This window comes from Nocardia sp. NPDC055050 (assembly GCF_053608345.1).
In genome coordinates, this window is sequence record NZ_JBSGVG010000028.1 from 59,879 (window position 1) to 74,921 (window position 15,043).

General features: G+C 67.4%; 16 protein-coding genes. 8 read left to right on the forward strand and 8 right to left on the reverse strand.

Going from position 1 to position 15,043, the window contains the following annotated elements:
* Positions 1-558: 558 nt before the first annotated feature.
* On the forward strand, positions 559-1,113 hold the full coding sequence (locus ACWGCN_RS25285; protein ID WP_449968538.1) for a hypothetical protein: 555 nt from the start codon (positions 559-561) through the stop codon (positions 1,111-1,113).
* 196 nt (positions 1,114-1,309) lie between these two features.
* On the opposite strand, the gene ACWGCN_RS25290 is transcribed toward ACWGCN_RS25285, so the two are convergent.
* The 3 genes from ACWGCN_RS25290 to ACWGCN_RS25300 all read right to left on the reverse strand — a co-directional run bounded on the left by ACWGCN_RS25290 (position 1,310) and on the right by ACWGCN_RS25300 (position 2,666).
* Positions 1,310-1,627: a hypothetical protein gene (locus ACWGCN_RS25290; protein WP_378992253.1), complete on the reverse strand. Its 318-nt coding sequence runs from the start codon at positions 1,625-1,627 to the stop codon at positions 1,310-1,312.
* A 136-nt stretch (positions 1,628-1,763) separates the two neighbouring features.
* Positions 1,764-2,162 carry a PPOX class F420-dependent oxidoreductase gene (locus ACWGCN_RS25295; RefSeq protein ID WP_378992255.1) on the reverse strand — a complete coding sequence of 133 codons (399 nt, stop codon included), beginning with the start codon at positions 2,160-2,162 and terminating at the stop codon, positions 1,764-1,766.
* A 27-nt stretch (positions 2,163-2,189) separates the two neighbouring features.
* A complete protein-coding gene (locus ACWGCN_RS25300) occupies positions 2,190-2,666 on the reverse strand; it encodes a DUF1772 domain-containing protein (protein WP_452460088.1) in 477 nt (158 codons plus the stop codon).
* A 143-nt stretch (positions 2,667-2,809) separates the two neighbouring features.
* On the opposite strand from ACWGCN_RS25300, the gene ACWGCN_RS25305 reads away from it, so the two are divergent.
* The gene (locus tag ACWGCN_RS25305; protein WP_378992257.1) at positions 2,810-3,418 is read left to right on the forward strand and encodes a DUF4126 domain-containing protein; all 609 of its coding nucleotides are present in this window, start codon (positions 2,810-2,812) and stop codon (positions 3,416-3,418) included.
* 7 nt (positions 3,419-3,425) lie between these two features.
* Here the strand turns inward: ACWGCN_RS25305 and ACWGCN_RS25310 are convergent, their stop codons facing one another.
* The gene (locus ACWGCN_RS25310) at positions 3,426-4,436 is read right to left on the reverse strand and encodes an LLM class flavin-dependent oxidoreductase (protein WP_452460087.1); all 1,011 of its coding nucleotides are present in this window, start codon (positions 4,434-4,436) and stop codon (positions 3,426-3,428) included.
* A 109-nt stretch (positions 4,437-4,545) separates the two neighbouring features.
* On the opposite strand from ACWGCN_RS25310, the gene ACWGCN_RS25315 reads away from it, so the two are divergent.
* From ACWGCN_RS25315 to ACWGCN_RS25330, 4 genes are all read left to right on the forward strand, one after another.
* On the forward strand, positions 4,546-5,022 hold the full coding sequence (locus ACWGCN_RS25315; RefSeq protein ID WP_378992259.1) for a MarR family winged helix-turn-helix transcriptional regulator: 477 nt from the start codon (positions 4,546-4,548) through the stop codon (positions 5,020-5,022).
* 73 nt (positions 5,023-5,095) lie between these two features.
* Positions 5,096-6,526, forward strand: a complete 1,431-nt coding sequence (locus ACWGCN_RS25320; protein ID WP_452460086.1) for a DHA2 family efflux MFS transporter permease subunit — start codon at positions 5,096-5,098, stop codon at positions 6,524-6,526.
* 82 nt (positions 6,527-6,608) lie between these two features.
* Positions 6,609-7,685: a class 1 fructose-bisphosphatase gene (locus ACWGCN_RS25325; protein ID WP_379313283.1), complete on the forward strand. Its 1,077-nt coding sequence runs from the start codon at positions 6,609-6,611 to the stop codon at positions 7,683-7,685.
* Positions 7,686-7,696: 11 nt separating this feature from the next.
* On the forward strand, positions 7,697-8,572 hold the full coding sequence (locus ACWGCN_RS25330; protein ID WP_378992266.1) for a phosphoribulokinase: 876 nt from the start codon (positions 7,697-7,699) through the stop codon (positions 8,570-8,572).
* A gap of 19 nt (positions 8,573-8,591) precedes the next feature.
* Here the strand turns inward: ACWGCN_RS25330 and ACWGCN_RS25335 are convergent, their stop codons facing one another.
* Genes ACWGCN_RS25335 through rpe form a run of 3 tightly spaced genes read right to left on the reverse strand, consistent with a single transcriptional unit; the run spans position 8,592 to position 11,994 of the window.
* Complete coding sequence (locus ACWGCN_RS25335) at positions 8,592-9,281, reverse strand: HAD family hydrolase (RefSeq protein WP_378992267.1); 690 nt, start codon at positions 9,279-9,281, stop codon at positions 8,592-8,594.
* Positions 9,278-11,269, reverse strand: coding sequence for a transketolase (gene tkt, locus ACWGCN_RS25340; RefSeq protein ID WP_452459666.1), 1,992 nt, complete (start codon positions 11,267-11,269; stop codon positions 9,278-9,280). Before tkt ends, ACWGCN_RS25335 begins: the two co-directional genes overlap by 4 nt.
* On the reverse strand, positions 11,269-11,994 hold the full coding sequence (rpe, locus tag ACWGCN_RS25345; RefSeq protein ID WP_452459665.1) for a ribulose-phosphate 3-epimerase: 726 nt from the start codon (positions 11,992-11,994) through the stop codon (positions 11,269-11,271). Before rpe ends, tkt begins: the two co-directional genes overlap by 1 nt.
* A 105-nt stretch (positions 11,995-12,099) precedes the next feature.
* Between rpe and ACWGCN_RS25350 the strand changes: the two genes are divergently transcribed.
* Together ACWGCN_RS25350 and ACWGCN_RS25355 are read left to right on the forward strand one after the other, a co-directional pair.
* The gene (locus tag ACWGCN_RS25350; protein WP_378992271.1) at positions 12,100-12,768 is read left to right on the forward strand and encodes a response regulator; all 669 of its coding nucleotides are present in this window, start codon (positions 12,100-12,102) and stop codon (positions 12,766-12,768) included.
* Positions 12,765-13,937, forward strand: a complete 1,173-nt coding sequence (locus ACWGCN_RS25355) for a GAF domain-containing sensor histidine kinase (RefSeq protein ID WP_452459664.1) — start codon at positions 12,765-12,767, stop codon at positions 13,935-13,937. Before ACWGCN_RS25350 ends, ACWGCN_RS25355 begins: the two co-directional genes overlap by 4 nt.
* Positions 13,938-14,036: 99 nt before the next feature.
* Here ACWGCN_RS25355 and ACWGCN_RS25360 read toward each other — a convergent pair whose 3' ends face one another.
* The gene (locus tag ACWGCN_RS25360) at positions 14,037-15,032 is read right to left on the reverse strand and encodes a class I fructose-bisphosphate aldolase (RefSeq protein ID WP_452459663.1); all 996 of its coding nucleotides are present in this window, start codon (positions 15,030-15,032) and stop codon (positions 14,037-14,039) included.
* Positions 15,033-15,043 lie beyond the last annotated feature (11 nt).

The following is a 15,043-nucleotide window of genomic DNA, read 5'->3' on the forward strand; positions in this document are numbered from 1 at the left end:
GCGTCGAGCCACTGGACAGCTCTGTCGTAGTGATCGCGGTCGAACAGAATGGGGCCGAATGCCGTGTAGTCACGAGTGGTGCGGCAGGGTTGTTCGACGCAGTCCCACGCGACAAGGTCGCCGGTCGGGCTTATGCGCATCAGCAGCCCAATTCCACACAACTGCAGGCAAGTACGGGAGTCTTCTGTCTCTTGCGGGAAGTGGACCCGTAGAAATGGTCCATCGCCGACTCGAAATGGAAGAACCGTGGAACGAGACCACCGTACGCGTCACCCGCAGGCTCCATGCCGGCGCAGATTTCGACGGTGTCGATGAGATCGATCAGAGGGATGGTATAGATGCGGGCATGATCCGGCGGACGTCGGGGCTCTGCGCCTGTCGCACTGGAATTGGTCTCCTCGTTCCGCTGCAACGACCTATCCGTGCTGCCACGTATGTGTTTCCGTGCCTACCCGGACGAGAAAACTGCTGGTCAGCATTATTTTTTGAAGGGTGTTGCCGACCGGCAGCGCATCGATACAGCCACCATTGCGCGGCACTCTCAAAGGAGAAATAGTCATGGCAAATGTGATCGTCGACGAAATGCGATGCCTGGCCGAAACCAACGAAGCCGGCTCGGATGACATCTACGTGATGACGTTCCGCGGCCGAATTCCGTCAAACGGCAGCGTAGCCACAGACACCGAGTTCACCGTCCACGGCGGGATCGACTACTGGGTCAACTTCAATAGCGGTGAGAAAGGTCGCCGCGGCGTTGTGCTCGCAGCATACGATCCAAGGTCCCTCTATGTTGTGCAGATGATCGAGAAGGACAATGGCCGCGATGTCTCCGGCAATGTGCGTGAGCTGTATAAATCCGGCCTCGATTTGGCGTGGACCGCCGCGTTGGCCCGCACGATCGGGCATTCGGCCAGTGACCGGGTCGCCGTGCTTGTCAGCTCGATCACCAGCGCTATTCGAGGGCTCAACAGCCTGCATATGGAGTTTCCGAAGGGTAATGACGACGAGATCGGAGCGCCACGGCGCCTGATCCTGCCGGCGGGCAACCCCTCGGCAGTCCTGCACTTCGTTGGAGATGGCGGTCATTACCGGACCGCCGTCAGGGTGGCCTGATCAGGCTGCGGTATCGGACAAAGCGTCCCGGACCCCGGTGAGGCCAGGTTTGCCTCTCCGGGGTTTCCGCGATGACCCGAGGGAACTGGGTGAAGGCCTGCCCATGCTGTTCGTGTCGCCGGGTGGATGCCGCACTGACCATGAATCCACGGTAACAACGGGGCGAGTGGGGTGCTGCTCGATCGCGGTGCGTGGCCTACGCCTGAATGACCTCGATGCCCACCAGGGCGTTGAGCGAGTCGCAGCTGGCCCACGACTGGTTCTGTCCGTATTGCGCGGGGCCGTACTTCCAGTAGACGAACGGGACCGGCCACGCGACGCAGGTGAGTTTCACCTGGTGCCAGGTCGGCAGTTCGCAATTGGCCATTCCGCCGGTGTTGAAGATGTTGTAAACGTGACAGTTGGCCTGCCACACCGGAACGTCGGCCTGGGCCACGCCGCCACCGACGATGACGGCGGAAGCGGTGGCGGTGGCAACGATGGCGCCGGCGGCGAGTCTCTTCACAGAAAGCATGTCGAACCTCCTGAATTGATGTTGTCTGAGAAATCGCCGGGTGATCGAAAACGTTACTCGGATGACTGCCGTGGGCGCTGATATTCCTGTGTTTCGACTTGTCGAGATATGTTGCTGATGATGAGCCGAGCCTCCTCTATTCGGCGGCGCGACTGGTGAAGTCGAAGGATCCGCCGTCGATGCCCCAGGAGATGATCCGCTCGGGGTGAATTCGGATGATCGCGCGTTCCTGGTGTTCGAACGGTGGCTGCTCGTCGTCGAGCGCTTCGGCGGTGCCGCGTACCTCGATGCCGCGAATCACGTACGGCTCCCAGGAAACCTGTTGGTCGATGACGAACGAGACCCGGCTGCCCGCTTCGACATTGCGGTATTTCCGGCTGCCGCGCATCCGCATACCCCCGATATCGATCGTGCCGTCGGCGTTCACCCGATAGCCGGTCGGGTTGTTCTGCACAATGCCGTCGGGCGACACCGTGGCCAGCCGGCCGATCCCGGCCTCCGCGAGGAACTGCTGTTCATTGCTGGTGAAACTCATGACGGATTCTCCTCGGTGAATTCGATATCAGAACAGGATCAGCGCGGCGCACAGTCCGGCGATGGCGACGAACTGGAGGGTGACGCGGTACTTCAGGATGCTGTCCCACTTGTCCTGCAGCGCACGGGCATCGGCCGGAATGACGCCGCTCTGGGCGGCGGCGGTCTGCCTGGCATTGATCGGCTTGGCGATGCGGACGTAGAGGGCGAGCCAGGTGAGCAGTGCCGCCACCGCGATCCCCGCCGCGACCGCGGCGCCGATCTGTCCGGCCAGCAGTGTGATGAGCAGGGTGAGCACCGCGGTGATCACACCGCCCGCACCGACCACCGGCATGCGCCGGTCGCCGTAGTAGTGGCCCCACCCCGCGCTGATGGTGACGGTCGCGTCGTCGAGCTTGCGGTACACCGACCGCATGATCACGGCCGCGCAGACATCGGTGCCGTAGACGACGGCATTGGCGAGCACGGCGGCGGTGGCGATGATCTGGCCGGTGACGATGAGCATTTCGGCTTTCCTTCCTCGATATCTAGCAGCGCTAGATGATGGAGCAAAGGTAACAGTTGATCGCTAGCTTGTCTAGCGATGCTAGATATCGCCGCTGCTCGTCCTTGCCGCGCGGTGTCGGCAGGCGGGCTTAGTCTGAGCGGGTGTCGGTGCTCCCTCTGATCTTCACCGCGGGCTGGGCCAGCGGTATCAACGCGTACGCGGTGGTGTTTCTGCTGGGGTTGTTCGGTCGGATCGGGTGGGCCGGCGATGTGCCGCCGGGGCTGCTGCGCACCGATGTGCTCGTCGCCGCCGGGGTGCTGTTCCTGATCGAGGCGGTGGCGGACAAGATCCCGTACCTCGACTCGTTCTGGGACGCGGTGCACACGGTGGTGCGGCCCGCGTCGGGCGCGGTCGTCTCGGCACTGATCGCGGGGCAGGACGATTCACTGCCCACAATGTTCGCAGCGGCGGTGGGTGGCACGACCGCCCTGCTCAGTCATATCGTCAAAGCGGGCACCCGGATGGCGATCAACACCTCGCCGGAACCGGTCACCAATATCGCGGTGAGCACCGCCGAGGACCTCACGGTCGGCGGCGTCCTCACCCTCGCGGTGTTCTTCCCGGTGCTGGCCGCGGTGATCGCCGCGGCCCTGTTGGGCATCGGTTTGTGGGTGGTCTATCTGTGCGCCAGCCGAATCAGCCGTTACCGCCGGCGAAGGCGAGAACGCCGGGCCGCCCGGACCACCGGCGTCGGCCCGGCGCTCGAATAGACCCTGCTCACCGCACCTGCGGGGCCACCTTCGTGCCCAGCAGTTCGATGCTGTGCAGCACCTGCTCGGGCGGCAGCGTCCCGACGCTGGTGTGCAGCATGAAGCGGTCGAGGCCGAGGGTGTCGCGGACCTCGGCGATCTTGCCTGCCACGTAGTCGGGGGTGCCGACGAACAGGGAACCGCTCTGCGAACGCAGCGCGTCGAACTGTTCGCGCGTCATCGGTCCCCAGCCGCGCTCCCGGCCGATAACCGACATCGCCCCGGCGTAGGGCTGGTAGAACTCGGTGACTGCCTGGGCGTCGGTGTCGGCGACATACCCGTGCGCGTGCACCGCGACGGGCTGCTTCTCGTGGCCGCCTTCGGTCAGCGCCCGGTGATACAGCTCGACCAGCGGCTTGAACCGTGCCGGCTGACCGCCGATGATCGCGAGGGCGAGCGGTAGACCCAGCAGCCCGGCGCGGATCACCGATTCGGGACTGCCGCCGACCGCGATCCACACCGGCAGCGGTCGATCATCGGTGCGCGGATACACCGTGGCGTCGTGCAGTGGTGCCCGGAATCGCCCGGTCCACGTGACCGGGCCTTCCTCGCGCACCCGCAGCAGTAGTGCCAGCTTCTCTTCGAAGAGTGCGTCGTAATCGGACAGGTCGTAGCCGAACAGTGGGAACGACTCCGTGAACGACCCGCGCCCCGCCATCAACTCCGCGCGCCCGTTCGACAGCCCGTCGAGCGTGGCGAAGTCCTGGTATACGCGCACCGGGTCGTCGGAGCTGAGCACGGTCACCGCGCTGGTCAACTGGATGCGCTCGGTCCTGGCGGCCGCGGCGGCCAGGACGACAGCGGGGGAGGACGCGGCGAAATCCCGGCGATGATGTTCACCCACGCCGTACACATCGAGCCCGGCGGCCTCGGTCGCGACGGCCTCGTCGACCACCTGGCGCAGCCGCTCGGCGGCGGTCGGCGCGGGCCGGTCGCCGGTCGGGTACAGCTCGGCGAAGGTGGTGAGCCCCAGTTCCATGTGAACCTCTCTTCGGGATGTGGTCCCCATCTAAACGGACCGCAGTCCGATAACATTCCCGACTTATGGATGTATGCGGATTATCTATGACAAAACTATAATGAGCGGTATGACCGCTCTGGCGACCACGCGCGCCGAACCCGACCTGTCCTTCCTGCTGGACCGGACCAGCCACGTCCTGCGCACGCAGATGGCAGCGGCGCTGGCCGAGATCGGGCTGACGGCCCGCATGCACTGCGTGCTGGTCCACGCGCTGGAGGCCGAGCGCACCCAGGCTCAGCTCGCCGAACTCGGCGATATGGACAAGACGACCATGGTCGTCACCGTCGACGCGCTGGAGAAGGCGGGTCTGGCCGAACGGAAGCCGTCGAGCGCCGACCGTCGCGCGCGCATCATCTCGGTGACTCCGGCCGGTGCCGAACTTGCCGCGCGCAGTACCGAGATCGTCGACGGCGTCCATCGGGGAGCGCTCGGCTCGCTGCCGAAGGCGGAGCGTGAATCCCTGTTGCGTGCACTGAATCACCTGGTGGAAGGGCATCTGTCGACTGCGGTCGACGCTGCGCCCGCGCGTCGTGCGAGGCAATAGTCCGTTATAGATTGTCTGCTACGGAACTATCTAGTACGGTCTCTCTTGTTCGCTTCGAGCAGGAGATGACCCCATGACCAAGTCCCAGCGCACCGCTCTCGCGGTGCTGTCGGCCGCGATGCTGATGACCATCCTCGACGGCAGCATCGTGACCGTCGCCATGCCGGCGATCCAGGAGGACCTCGGCTTCTCGCCGGCCGGCCTGAGCTGGACCGTGAACGCCTATCTGATCGCTTTCGGCGGTCTGCTCCTGCTGGCGGGACGCCTCGGCGACCTGATCGGCCGCAAGACGATGTTCATCACCGGCACCGTCGTCTTCACCGCGGCCTCGGTGCTGGCAGGCGTCGCGACCACCCCCACCGTGCTGGTCGGGGCCCGATTCCTGCAGGGCGTCGGCAGCGCGATCGCCGCCTCGGTGGTCCTCGGCATCCTGGTGACGATCTTCACCGAACCCCGCCAGCGGGCTACGGCCATCGGTGTTTTCAGCTTCACGGGCGCCGCGGGCGCCTCGATCGGACAGGTGCTCGGCGGCGTGCTCACCGACGCGCTGAACTGGCACTGGATCTTCCTGATCAACGTGCCGATCGGCGTGCTGACCGTGCTGGTGGCGGTGCGAGCGCTGCCCGCCGACCGCGGCCTCGGCTGGTCCGCCGGCGCCGATGTGCTGGGTGCGGCCCTGGTTACCGTCGGTCTGATGCTCGGCATCTACACCGTCGTCGAAGTCGAACGCTACGGCTGGGTCTCGGCGCACACTCTCGGCCTCGGCGCACTCGCCGCCGCACTGCTCGCGGCCTTCGTCCTCCGTCAGGCCACCGCGACCAACCCGCTGCTGCCGTTGCGAATCTTTCGCTCCCGCACGGTCTCCGGCGCCAATGTGGTCCAGATGCTCACTCTCGCGGCCATGTTCGCCTTCCAGATCATCGTCGCGCTCTACCTGCAGAAGGTGCTGGGCTACAACGCCGTGCAGACCGGCCTGGCCATGCTGCCCGCCGCCGTCGCCATCGGCGGGGTGTCGCTGTTCGCCTCTGCCCGCCTGATCACCCGCTTCGGTGAGCGGGCCGTGCTCATCGCGGGTCTGTCCCTGTTGCTGGCCGGGATGTCGTGGCTGACGCGGCTTCCGGTCGACGCCGGCTACCTCACCGACGTGCTGCCAGTGATGGTGGCCGTCTCCGGTGGCGGGCTGGTGCTGCCCGCACTCACCGCGCTGGGCATGTCGGGCGCCGACGCCGACGACGCCGGCCTGGCCTCGGGGCTGTTCAACACCACCCAGCAGGTCGGCATGGCGATCGGCGTCGCGGTGTTGTCCACCCTCGCCGCCGCACGGACCGGCACCGAACTGGTGGCCGGAGCGTCCGACGCTGCCGCTCTGACCAGCGGATACCGGCTGGCGTTCACGGTCGCGGCCGGACTGCTCGCCGCGGCCCTGGTCGTCGGCGTCACCGTGCTGCGCAAGCGGCACACGTCCGAGGAGGCAACGGTCGCGCAAGCCGTCCCGGCCTTCTGACGCGACGAATCGCGGTAACCACCCCCGCGATTCACCCCCCGGGTGGATGTCCGCCCGGGGGGTGCGGTGGTGTCCTCGAAAGATGCTGACCGATCGCACGACGTTGACCCAATTCCTCATCGAAGAGCGCAGGCGCCATCCCGGTTCCAGCGGTGAGCTCAATTCCCTGATCCTCGACGTCGCGCTGGCCTGCAAGGCGATCTCCAAGCGCATCGCCTCCGGTGCGCTCACCGGCGTCCTCGGCGGCGCCGGTGTGGTGAACGTGCAGGGTGAGCAGCAGCAGAAGCTCGACGTGGTCGCCAACGAGCTGTTCCTGCGCGCCAACGAATGGGGCGGCCAGCTGGCGGGAATGGTGTCGGAGGAGCTCGACGACCCGTATGCGATCCCGCCCGACTATCCGCGCGGCAAATACCTGCTGGCGTTCGATCCGCTCGACGGTTCGTCCAATATCGACGTGAATGTCGCTGTGGGCAGCATCTTTTCGATTCTGCGCGCCCCGAACCCCGGCATCGACGCGACGACGGTGGACTTCCTGCAGCCCGGCACCGAGCAGGTCGCCGCGGGTTACGCGATCTACGGCCCCGCGACGCAACTCGTGCTCACCGTCGGCACCGGCGTGCACGCCTTCACTCTCGATCCCGAACTGGGCGAGTTCTTCCTGACCGGGCAGAACCTGCGGCTGTCGGAGTCCACCTCGGAGTACGCGGTCAACAGTTCCAACCGGCGATTCTGGGAACCGGCCGTGCGCCGCTACATCGACGAGTGCCTGGCGGGCGCGACGGGTCCGCGCGAGAAGGACTTCAACATGCGCTGGGTGGCGTCGCTGGTCGTCGAAACCCACCGCATCCTGACCCGGGGCGGGGTGTTCCTGTACCCGCGCGACTCGAAGGACCCGGCCAAGGCGGGCAGATTGCGGCTGCTCTACGAGGCCAACCCCATCGCCTTTCTGATCGAGCAGGCGGGCGGCCTGGCCTCGACCGGTCGCGAGCGCATCCTCGACGTCGCCCCCACCGAACTGCACCAGCGGATCGCGTTCATTTTCGGTTCCCGCGACGAGGTAGCGCGCATCGTGAGATACCACGCCGACGCGGCCGAGGAGCCCGACGGCCAGTGGAGTCCGCTGTTCGGTCTCCGCGGTCTCTACCGTTCCACCACCTGAGGAGGAGATTCATGTCCGCCAAGCACCCTGTCGTCGCCATCACCGGGTCATCCGGTGCCGGAACAACGTCGGTGATGCGCACGTTCGATTCGATCTTCCGCAGGGAAGGCATCGACGCCGCGTACGTCGAGGGCGACAGCTTCCACAGGTTCGACCGGGCCGGCATGAAGGAGGAGCTGGCGCGAGCGCTGTCGGACGGTGACCACACCTTCAGCCATTTCGGCGCGGAGGCCAACCTGTTCGAAGACCTCGAGAAGCTGTTCCGCGGCTACGGCGAGACCGGTACGGGCCGGGTGCGAAAGTACCTGCACGACAAGGAGGAAGCGGCGCCCTACGACCAGGAACCCGGCACCTTCACACCGTGGGAGGACCTGCGCCCCGGCACCGACCTGCTGTTCTACGAGGGTCTACACGGGGCGGTCGCCAACGAACAGGTCGACGTGGCACAGTACGCGGACCTGCTCATCGGGGTGGTGCCGGTGATCAACCTCGAGTGGACCCAGAAGCTGCACCGCGACAAGGACAAGCGCGGCTACTCCACCGAGGCGGTGACCGAGACGATCCTGCGCCGCATGCACGACTACGTGAATTTCATGTGCCCGCAGTTCTCCCGCACCCATGTGAACTTCCAGCGGGTTCCCGTGGTCGACACATCGAATCCCTTCGTGGCCCGGACCATTCCGACGCCAGATGAGTCGATGCTGGTGATCCGGTTCGCCGACCCGCACGGCATCGACTTCCCGTATCTGCTGTCGATGCTGCACGACTCGTTCATGTCGCGCCCGAACACGATCGTGTGTCCCGGCGGGAAGATGGACCTGGCGATGCAGCTGATCTTCACGCCGATGCTGTTGCGGCTCATGGAACGTCGCGGCCGCACGCGCTGAGCCCGATTCGACGGCCACCTCAGGCGAGGTGGCCGTCGAACCATGTCACCAGCTCCGGGTCGTCGAGCCCGTCGGCGACCAGCACTGCCGCCGAGAGGTCGTCGGTGCGCGTGTAGGCGTTCTGGGCGGCCACGCACCGCAGTCCCGCGGCCACCGCCGACCGCACGCCGTTGGACGAGTCCTCCACGGCCACTGCTTGATCGGGGGACAGTCCGGTCTGGATCAGGACATCCAGATACACCGCGGGGCTCGGCTTCAGGACGGGCACTTCGGTGCCGGTGGTCACGGTGTCGAACGGCTCACCGAAAGCGTGCTTCAGCAAGGGTTCGACCCACGCGCGGGTGCCGGTGGTCGCCACGTGCAACCGGACACCGTGCGACCGGAGCCGTTCGATCAGTTCCCGCGCGCCCGGACGGGCACGGATGTGCCCGTCCGCTGCCATCTGCCGCATGATGCGGGTCTTGGTGCGGTGCACCTGATGCGCGAGCGCCCGCGCTTGCTCGACGGGCCTGCCCTGCTGTTCGAACCAGAACGCCAGCCGTTGCGCGCCCCCGGCCACCTTCAGCAGCTTCCCGTACTCCTCGACCGCCCAGCGATCCGGAAGACCCGCCTCGGCGAAGGCCGCGTTGAAAGCCACCCGATGGCCGTCGCGCTCGCTGTCCACCAGGGTGCCGTCGACGTCGAAGATCACAGCCCGCAGTCGAGTCACGGCGCACCGTCGAGGTATTCGCGAATCCGGTCGAGTACGGCGCGCACGGTGAATCCGTGACGGGCCATGACCTCGTCGCCGGGGCCGCTGTGCCCGAAGTCGTCGATCCCGATCGCCAGGTCGACCAGCCCGGTCCAGCCTGCCGTACTTCCCGCCTCGATGCTGATGGTGTGCGACGCGGCGTCGCGGGTGAAGCGCGTCCGATCCATCACCGACACTACCCGCACGGCGAACCCTTCCGCCCGTAGCTGCTCGGCGGCGGCGACCGCCAGTGCGACTTCCGAACCGGTAGCGACGATGTGGATGCTGGGAAGCGCTGCTGTGGATGGTCTGCCGGCCACCGTGCCGACCGCGTCGGCTCTCGAGAGCGCACTATCGGGCCAGGTAGCGCTCTCTGCGAGTTCCAGCTGGGGCAGTGACTGGCGGGACAGGATCAGCGCGGTCGGTCCGTCGACCCGGCTCAGCGCGAGTTCCCAAGCGAGAGCGGTCTCCGCGTCGTCGGCCGGTCGCAACACCTGCAGCCCCGGAATCACCCGGAGCGACTCGACCTGCTCGACGGGTTGATGTGTCGGCCCGTCCTCGCCGACCGCGACGGAATCGTGGGTGAGCACATAGATCACCGGCTGCCCCATCAGTGCCGACAGCCGCAGGGCGGGACGCAGATAGTCGGCGAACACCAGGAACGTACTGCCGAAGACCCGGAACCCGCCGTGCAGGCTCATCCCGTTCAGAATCGCCGCCATCCCGAACTCGCGAATACCGAAAGCGACAGCGCTGGAACTGAAGTCGTCGCGATGCACCACCTCGCCGCACACGGTGCCGGTCGACCCGGCCAGGTCGGCCGACCCGCCCACCAATTCCGGCATCACCGACAGCGCCGCGTGCAAACACGCCTGCGAGGACTGCCGGGTGGCGCGCGGTGCCCGCGCGGCGACGGCTTCCAGCGCGTCCGGCAAACCCGCAGGCAGCAGTCGCGCATGGGCGCGCCGGAACTCGGCGGCGCGCACCGGCGCGACGGCGTCGAACGCCGCGAACTCCTCGAGCCAGGTCGCATGCTCGGCACCACCGAGCGCGGCCAGCACCGCGCACGTCGACTCGACCTGCTCGGGCACGGTGAACGGCGGAAGAGTCCATCCCGCCAGCTCTTTGGCCTGTGCGAGGCGTTGGGCGCCCAGCGGCGAGCCGTGCGCCTTCGGCGTTCCGGCGACGCCGGGCGCACCGTGACCGATCACCGTGCGCACCGCGAGAAAGCTCGGCCGGGGATCACCCTTCGCCCGGGTCAGCGCGGCGTCGATCGCCTCGATATCGGTCCCGTCCGGCACCACTTCGGTATGCCACCCATAGGCCGCGAACCGCGCCACCTGATCGTCACCGCACGAGCGCCCGACCGCGCCGTCGATGGTGATCTCGTTGTCGTCCCACAGCACGGTCAACCCGCCGAGCCCCAAATGCCCTGCGAACGACGCGACTTCGTGACTGACACCTTCCATCAGGCAGCCGTCGCCGACGATCGCGTAGGTGCGATGACCGGTGATCTCCGGATACCGGGCGGCGGTCATCCGCTCGGCGAGGGCCATGCCCACCGCCATCGCCAGCCCCTGACCCAACGGGCCGGTGGTGCACTCCACGCCGGGCGTCTGCCCGAACTCGGGATGACCCGGCGTCCGCGACCCCAGTTGCCGGAAGCGCCGCAGTTCCTCGACGGGCAGGTCGTAGCCGAACAGGTGCAACAGTCCGTACAGCAGCGCCGACCCGTGTCCGGCCGAGAGCACGAACCGGTCCCGATCGGCCCACTCGGGATCGGCCGGGTCATGGCGCAGGTGCCGGCTCCACAGCGTCCACGCCATCGGCGCCGCCCCCATCGGCATGCCGGGGTGACCCGACTGCGCGGCCTCCACCATGTCGGCCGCGAGGAAGCGCAGGGTGTCGACGGCGAGCTGGTCGGTCTCCACCGACGGCGTGAAAGTCGTTGGCGCGATATCGGTCATCAGGCTGCCGCTCCCGCGACGGTGGCGGCATCGCGAAGCCGCTTGACCGCGGCCGCCTTGCCTTCGGGGCAGCCGTACATCCACGATCCCGAGATGAACACGTCGGCGCCGGCGGCGGCCGCCCCGTTGATCGTGTCGCCGGTGATCCCGCCGTCCACTTCGAGCTCGATGGAGTGCCCGGACTCGTCGATCATCCGGCGCAACCGCGCGATCTTCGATTCCACGGCCGGAATGTAGGCCTGCCCACCGAAACCCGGATTCACGGTCATGGCCAGGATGAGGTCGGTCTCGGCCAGCACGTGCGCGACGACCTCGGCGGGGGTGTGCGGATTCACCGCGACACCGCTGCGCGCGCCCAGTTCGCGGATCCTGGCGAGCGTGCGATGCAGATGCGTACAGGCTTCGGCGTGCACGATGATCAGCTCGCAACCCGCGTCGACGTACGTGCTGAGCAGCCCATCGGGATTCACCACCATGAGGTGCGCCTCGAACCCCACGGTGCTGTGCGAACGCGCCGACGCGATGACATCGGGACCGAAGGTGAGGTTGGGGACGAACACGCCGTCCATCACGTCCCATTGGATCCGGTCGACGCCCGCCGCGCACAGATCGCGCACTTCTTCACCGAGGCAGGCGAAATCGGCGGGCAAGACCGACGGCACTATGAGCGGCCGACGAACTGAGGACTCCGGCATGGCGCGGCCTTTCTGATCGGGTCCGTTCATCGGACCGCACCGGCGTACCCGCCGCACTCCCCCTCGGGGGTGGCGGCCCGGGTGAGATCTCGTCAATGCCCGTAGCCGCGCTGCCGCTCGCCGTAGGGTGGAGTGATGCCGGAGTTACCTCCGACCCCGTTGAAGCTTGTGCTCGTCGACGATCACGAAATGGTGCTGCACGGGCTCGACGCCATGCTCGGACATTTTCCCGACGACGTGATGATCGTCGGCCAGTCCACCACCGACACCGCCGCGCTGCGGATGGTCGCCGAACATCGGCCCGATATCGTCCTGTGCGATGTTCGCATCGGCAAGGCCAGTGGCTTGGATCTGTGCCGTCAGATCACCCTGCAATATCCCGAGACCAAGGTCGTGTTGCTGACCGTCTACGACGACGAGCACTACCTGTACCAGGCGCTGCGCGTCGGGGCGTCGGGCTACATTCTCAAGCGGGTCGACGGGCGCGAACTGGTCGCCCAGTTGTGCCGCGTCCGCGAAGGCGAGACGGTGGTCGACGCCGCACTGGCCGGTCGGGTGGCGCTGGCCGCGGCCCGGCTCAGCGCGGGCCAGTTCTGGTCCGGCGCGCACCTCGGACTGACCCAGCGTGAGTCGGAAGTGCTGGGACTGTTGGTCTCCGGCCACTCCAATCGCGCGGTCGCGAGCAAGCTGGTGGTCAGCGAGGACACCGTGAAAACCCATATTCGCGGGCTGTATCGCAAGCTGGGGGTGTCCGATCGCAGCGGGGCGATCGCGGTCGCGTTGCGGGAGGGGCTGTTCCGGTGAGCTTCGCGAGCGGCGCGGTGCCCACGGCGGCGGAGCTGGCGCCACTGCTCGGCGCCGAAGGCGTGCTGATCTACGCCGTCGACGGCCAGGATCTGAGCATCGTCGATCTGTGGCCTTCGCATCCCTCGGCGGGTTCGTTGCGGTTGCAGGTCGGATTCGGGGTGACCGGGTTGGTGGCCCGCACTCGTACGCCGGTGCTGCTCGACAACGACTCGCCACGTAATGCCCTGCACCGCAGACTTCTACGTCTGGATCCGCAGCAGACGGTCGCGCGGATGTGTCTGCCGCTGCCGGGGTTGGAAGGCGACGTGGTCGGCGTGCTCGCCGTGCACCGCCGTCCCCGTGACCCGTTCGGGCAGCACGACCTCGACGTCGCGCAGCAGTACGCGGGCGTGCTCGGCCTGTGGTTGCACGCGCAGCGGCTGTTCCGCACCGTCAACCGGCAGCGCACCGAGCGCGACCGCTTGGTCGAGCAGGCGATCACCGCTCAGGAGGCCGAACGCAGGCGCATCGCCTTCGATCTGCACGACGGCGTCACCACCGCCCTGGCCTCGATGTCGTTCCACCTGTCCGCCGCCGATCTCACCGTCTCCGAACTCGCCGCCCACGTCGACGTCACCGACGGAGCCAGCCTGCGCGATCTCGCCAGGGCCCGCGCCGAACTCGTCAGCGCGCGCGAGCTGGCCGATTTCGCCTACAACGCGACCAGGGCGGCGATCTCGGGCCTGCACAGTCTCGTCCTCGACGACCTCGGCCTGGTCGCCGCGATCGAATCGCTGGTGCGCACGGTGAGTGGCGAAGGCCCGCCGACGATCGAATTCCTCGTCGATCACGCCGCCGCCATCGACGACATCCCCGACCACGCCGCCGCCACCCTGTACCGGATCGCCCAGGAAGCGCTCGCGAACGCGGTGAAACACGCTGATGCGCAACGGATCGTGCTCTCCCTGCGCCGGGTCGGCGACTCGGTGATCTTCGGATGTTCCGACGACGGTGCGGGTTTCGACCCGGCCGCGCAGCGTGCCCATCGCGCCGCCGACGCCGACGGCGAACAACATTTCGGCCTGAGCTCGATCGCGGAACGCTGTGCCCTGATCGAAGCCTCGCTGCGCGTGGAATCGATGCGGGGACGCGGAACCACGGTGCTGGTGGAACTACCGCTGAAGTAGCGGCGGGCACCGGCCAACGAACGCAGCAGCGGTGCCCGAGGGGTAGCGCCGCTGCTGCGCGTTGCCACCGCGCTCAGGGCGGCTGCCGAGCGGACCCGCTTACGCGGTGTGCTCGGCGGCAGCAGAGGCGTTGCGGCAGTTCTGGAGCAGAACACGATGTGCTGCGGGAACTTCGGAGTTCGTTCCACCCCAAGTGTGCAGGGCCGCGCTCACGAGCGCGCGCCCGAAGGAGAATGTCACAGGCCACGGCCGCTCGTCGACGGCGGCGAGCTCGCTCAGAAAAGCACACACCCGCGAGGTGGGATGCCCACCGGACAGGAACGCGATGCCCGCCACCTCGGCGGGCACCAGCTCACGCAGCACGGCGAAGGTCGCGGCCGCGACGTCGGCGGGCGGGACAGCCGCGGCGTCCAGACCGGGGGTGACGAAGTTGGGCTTGAGCACGATGCCGGTGAGATCCACCGCAGCGTCGACGAGTTCGGTGAACACCGCGCTCAGGGCCAGGCGAGTCGCCTTCGCCGAGGCCGCGAGGTCGTGGTCGCCGGTGCACAGCACCTCGGGCTCGACGATGGGGACGATGCCGTGCTGCTGACACAGCGCGGCATAGCGGGCCAGCGCGTGCCCGTTGGCGGCGGCGGAGTAGGGAGTGATGGTGTGCACGTCGAACACCGCCCGCCACTTGGCGAACGCCGCCCCTCGATCGGCATAGGAGGCCAGCCGTGCGCCGAGCCCGTCGAGCCCCTCGGTGATCAGCGCACCGCCCTGGCCGGGGAGCGTGGTGGTGCCGGTGTCGACCTTGATGCCGGGCAGGACGCCGAGTTCGCGCGCCGCGATCGGGAACGGGCGCCCATCGGCGAGATCCTGGCCGAAGGTCTCGTCGCACAAGATGATTCCGCTGATCCATTCCGGCAGACCGTCGGCGGTGAGCAGCAGTTCGCGGTAGTCGCGCCGGGCGGTCGCGCTCGCGGGAACCCCTTCCTGTTCCAGGCGCGACGACATGGTCTTGATCGACTCGTCGGCGGCGAGAATGCCGCGGCCGCCGCTGGTCAGCTGCTGGGCGACGTCGGCGAGGGCGGTGGCGGGGAGTGTCGTCATGACGACCAGCA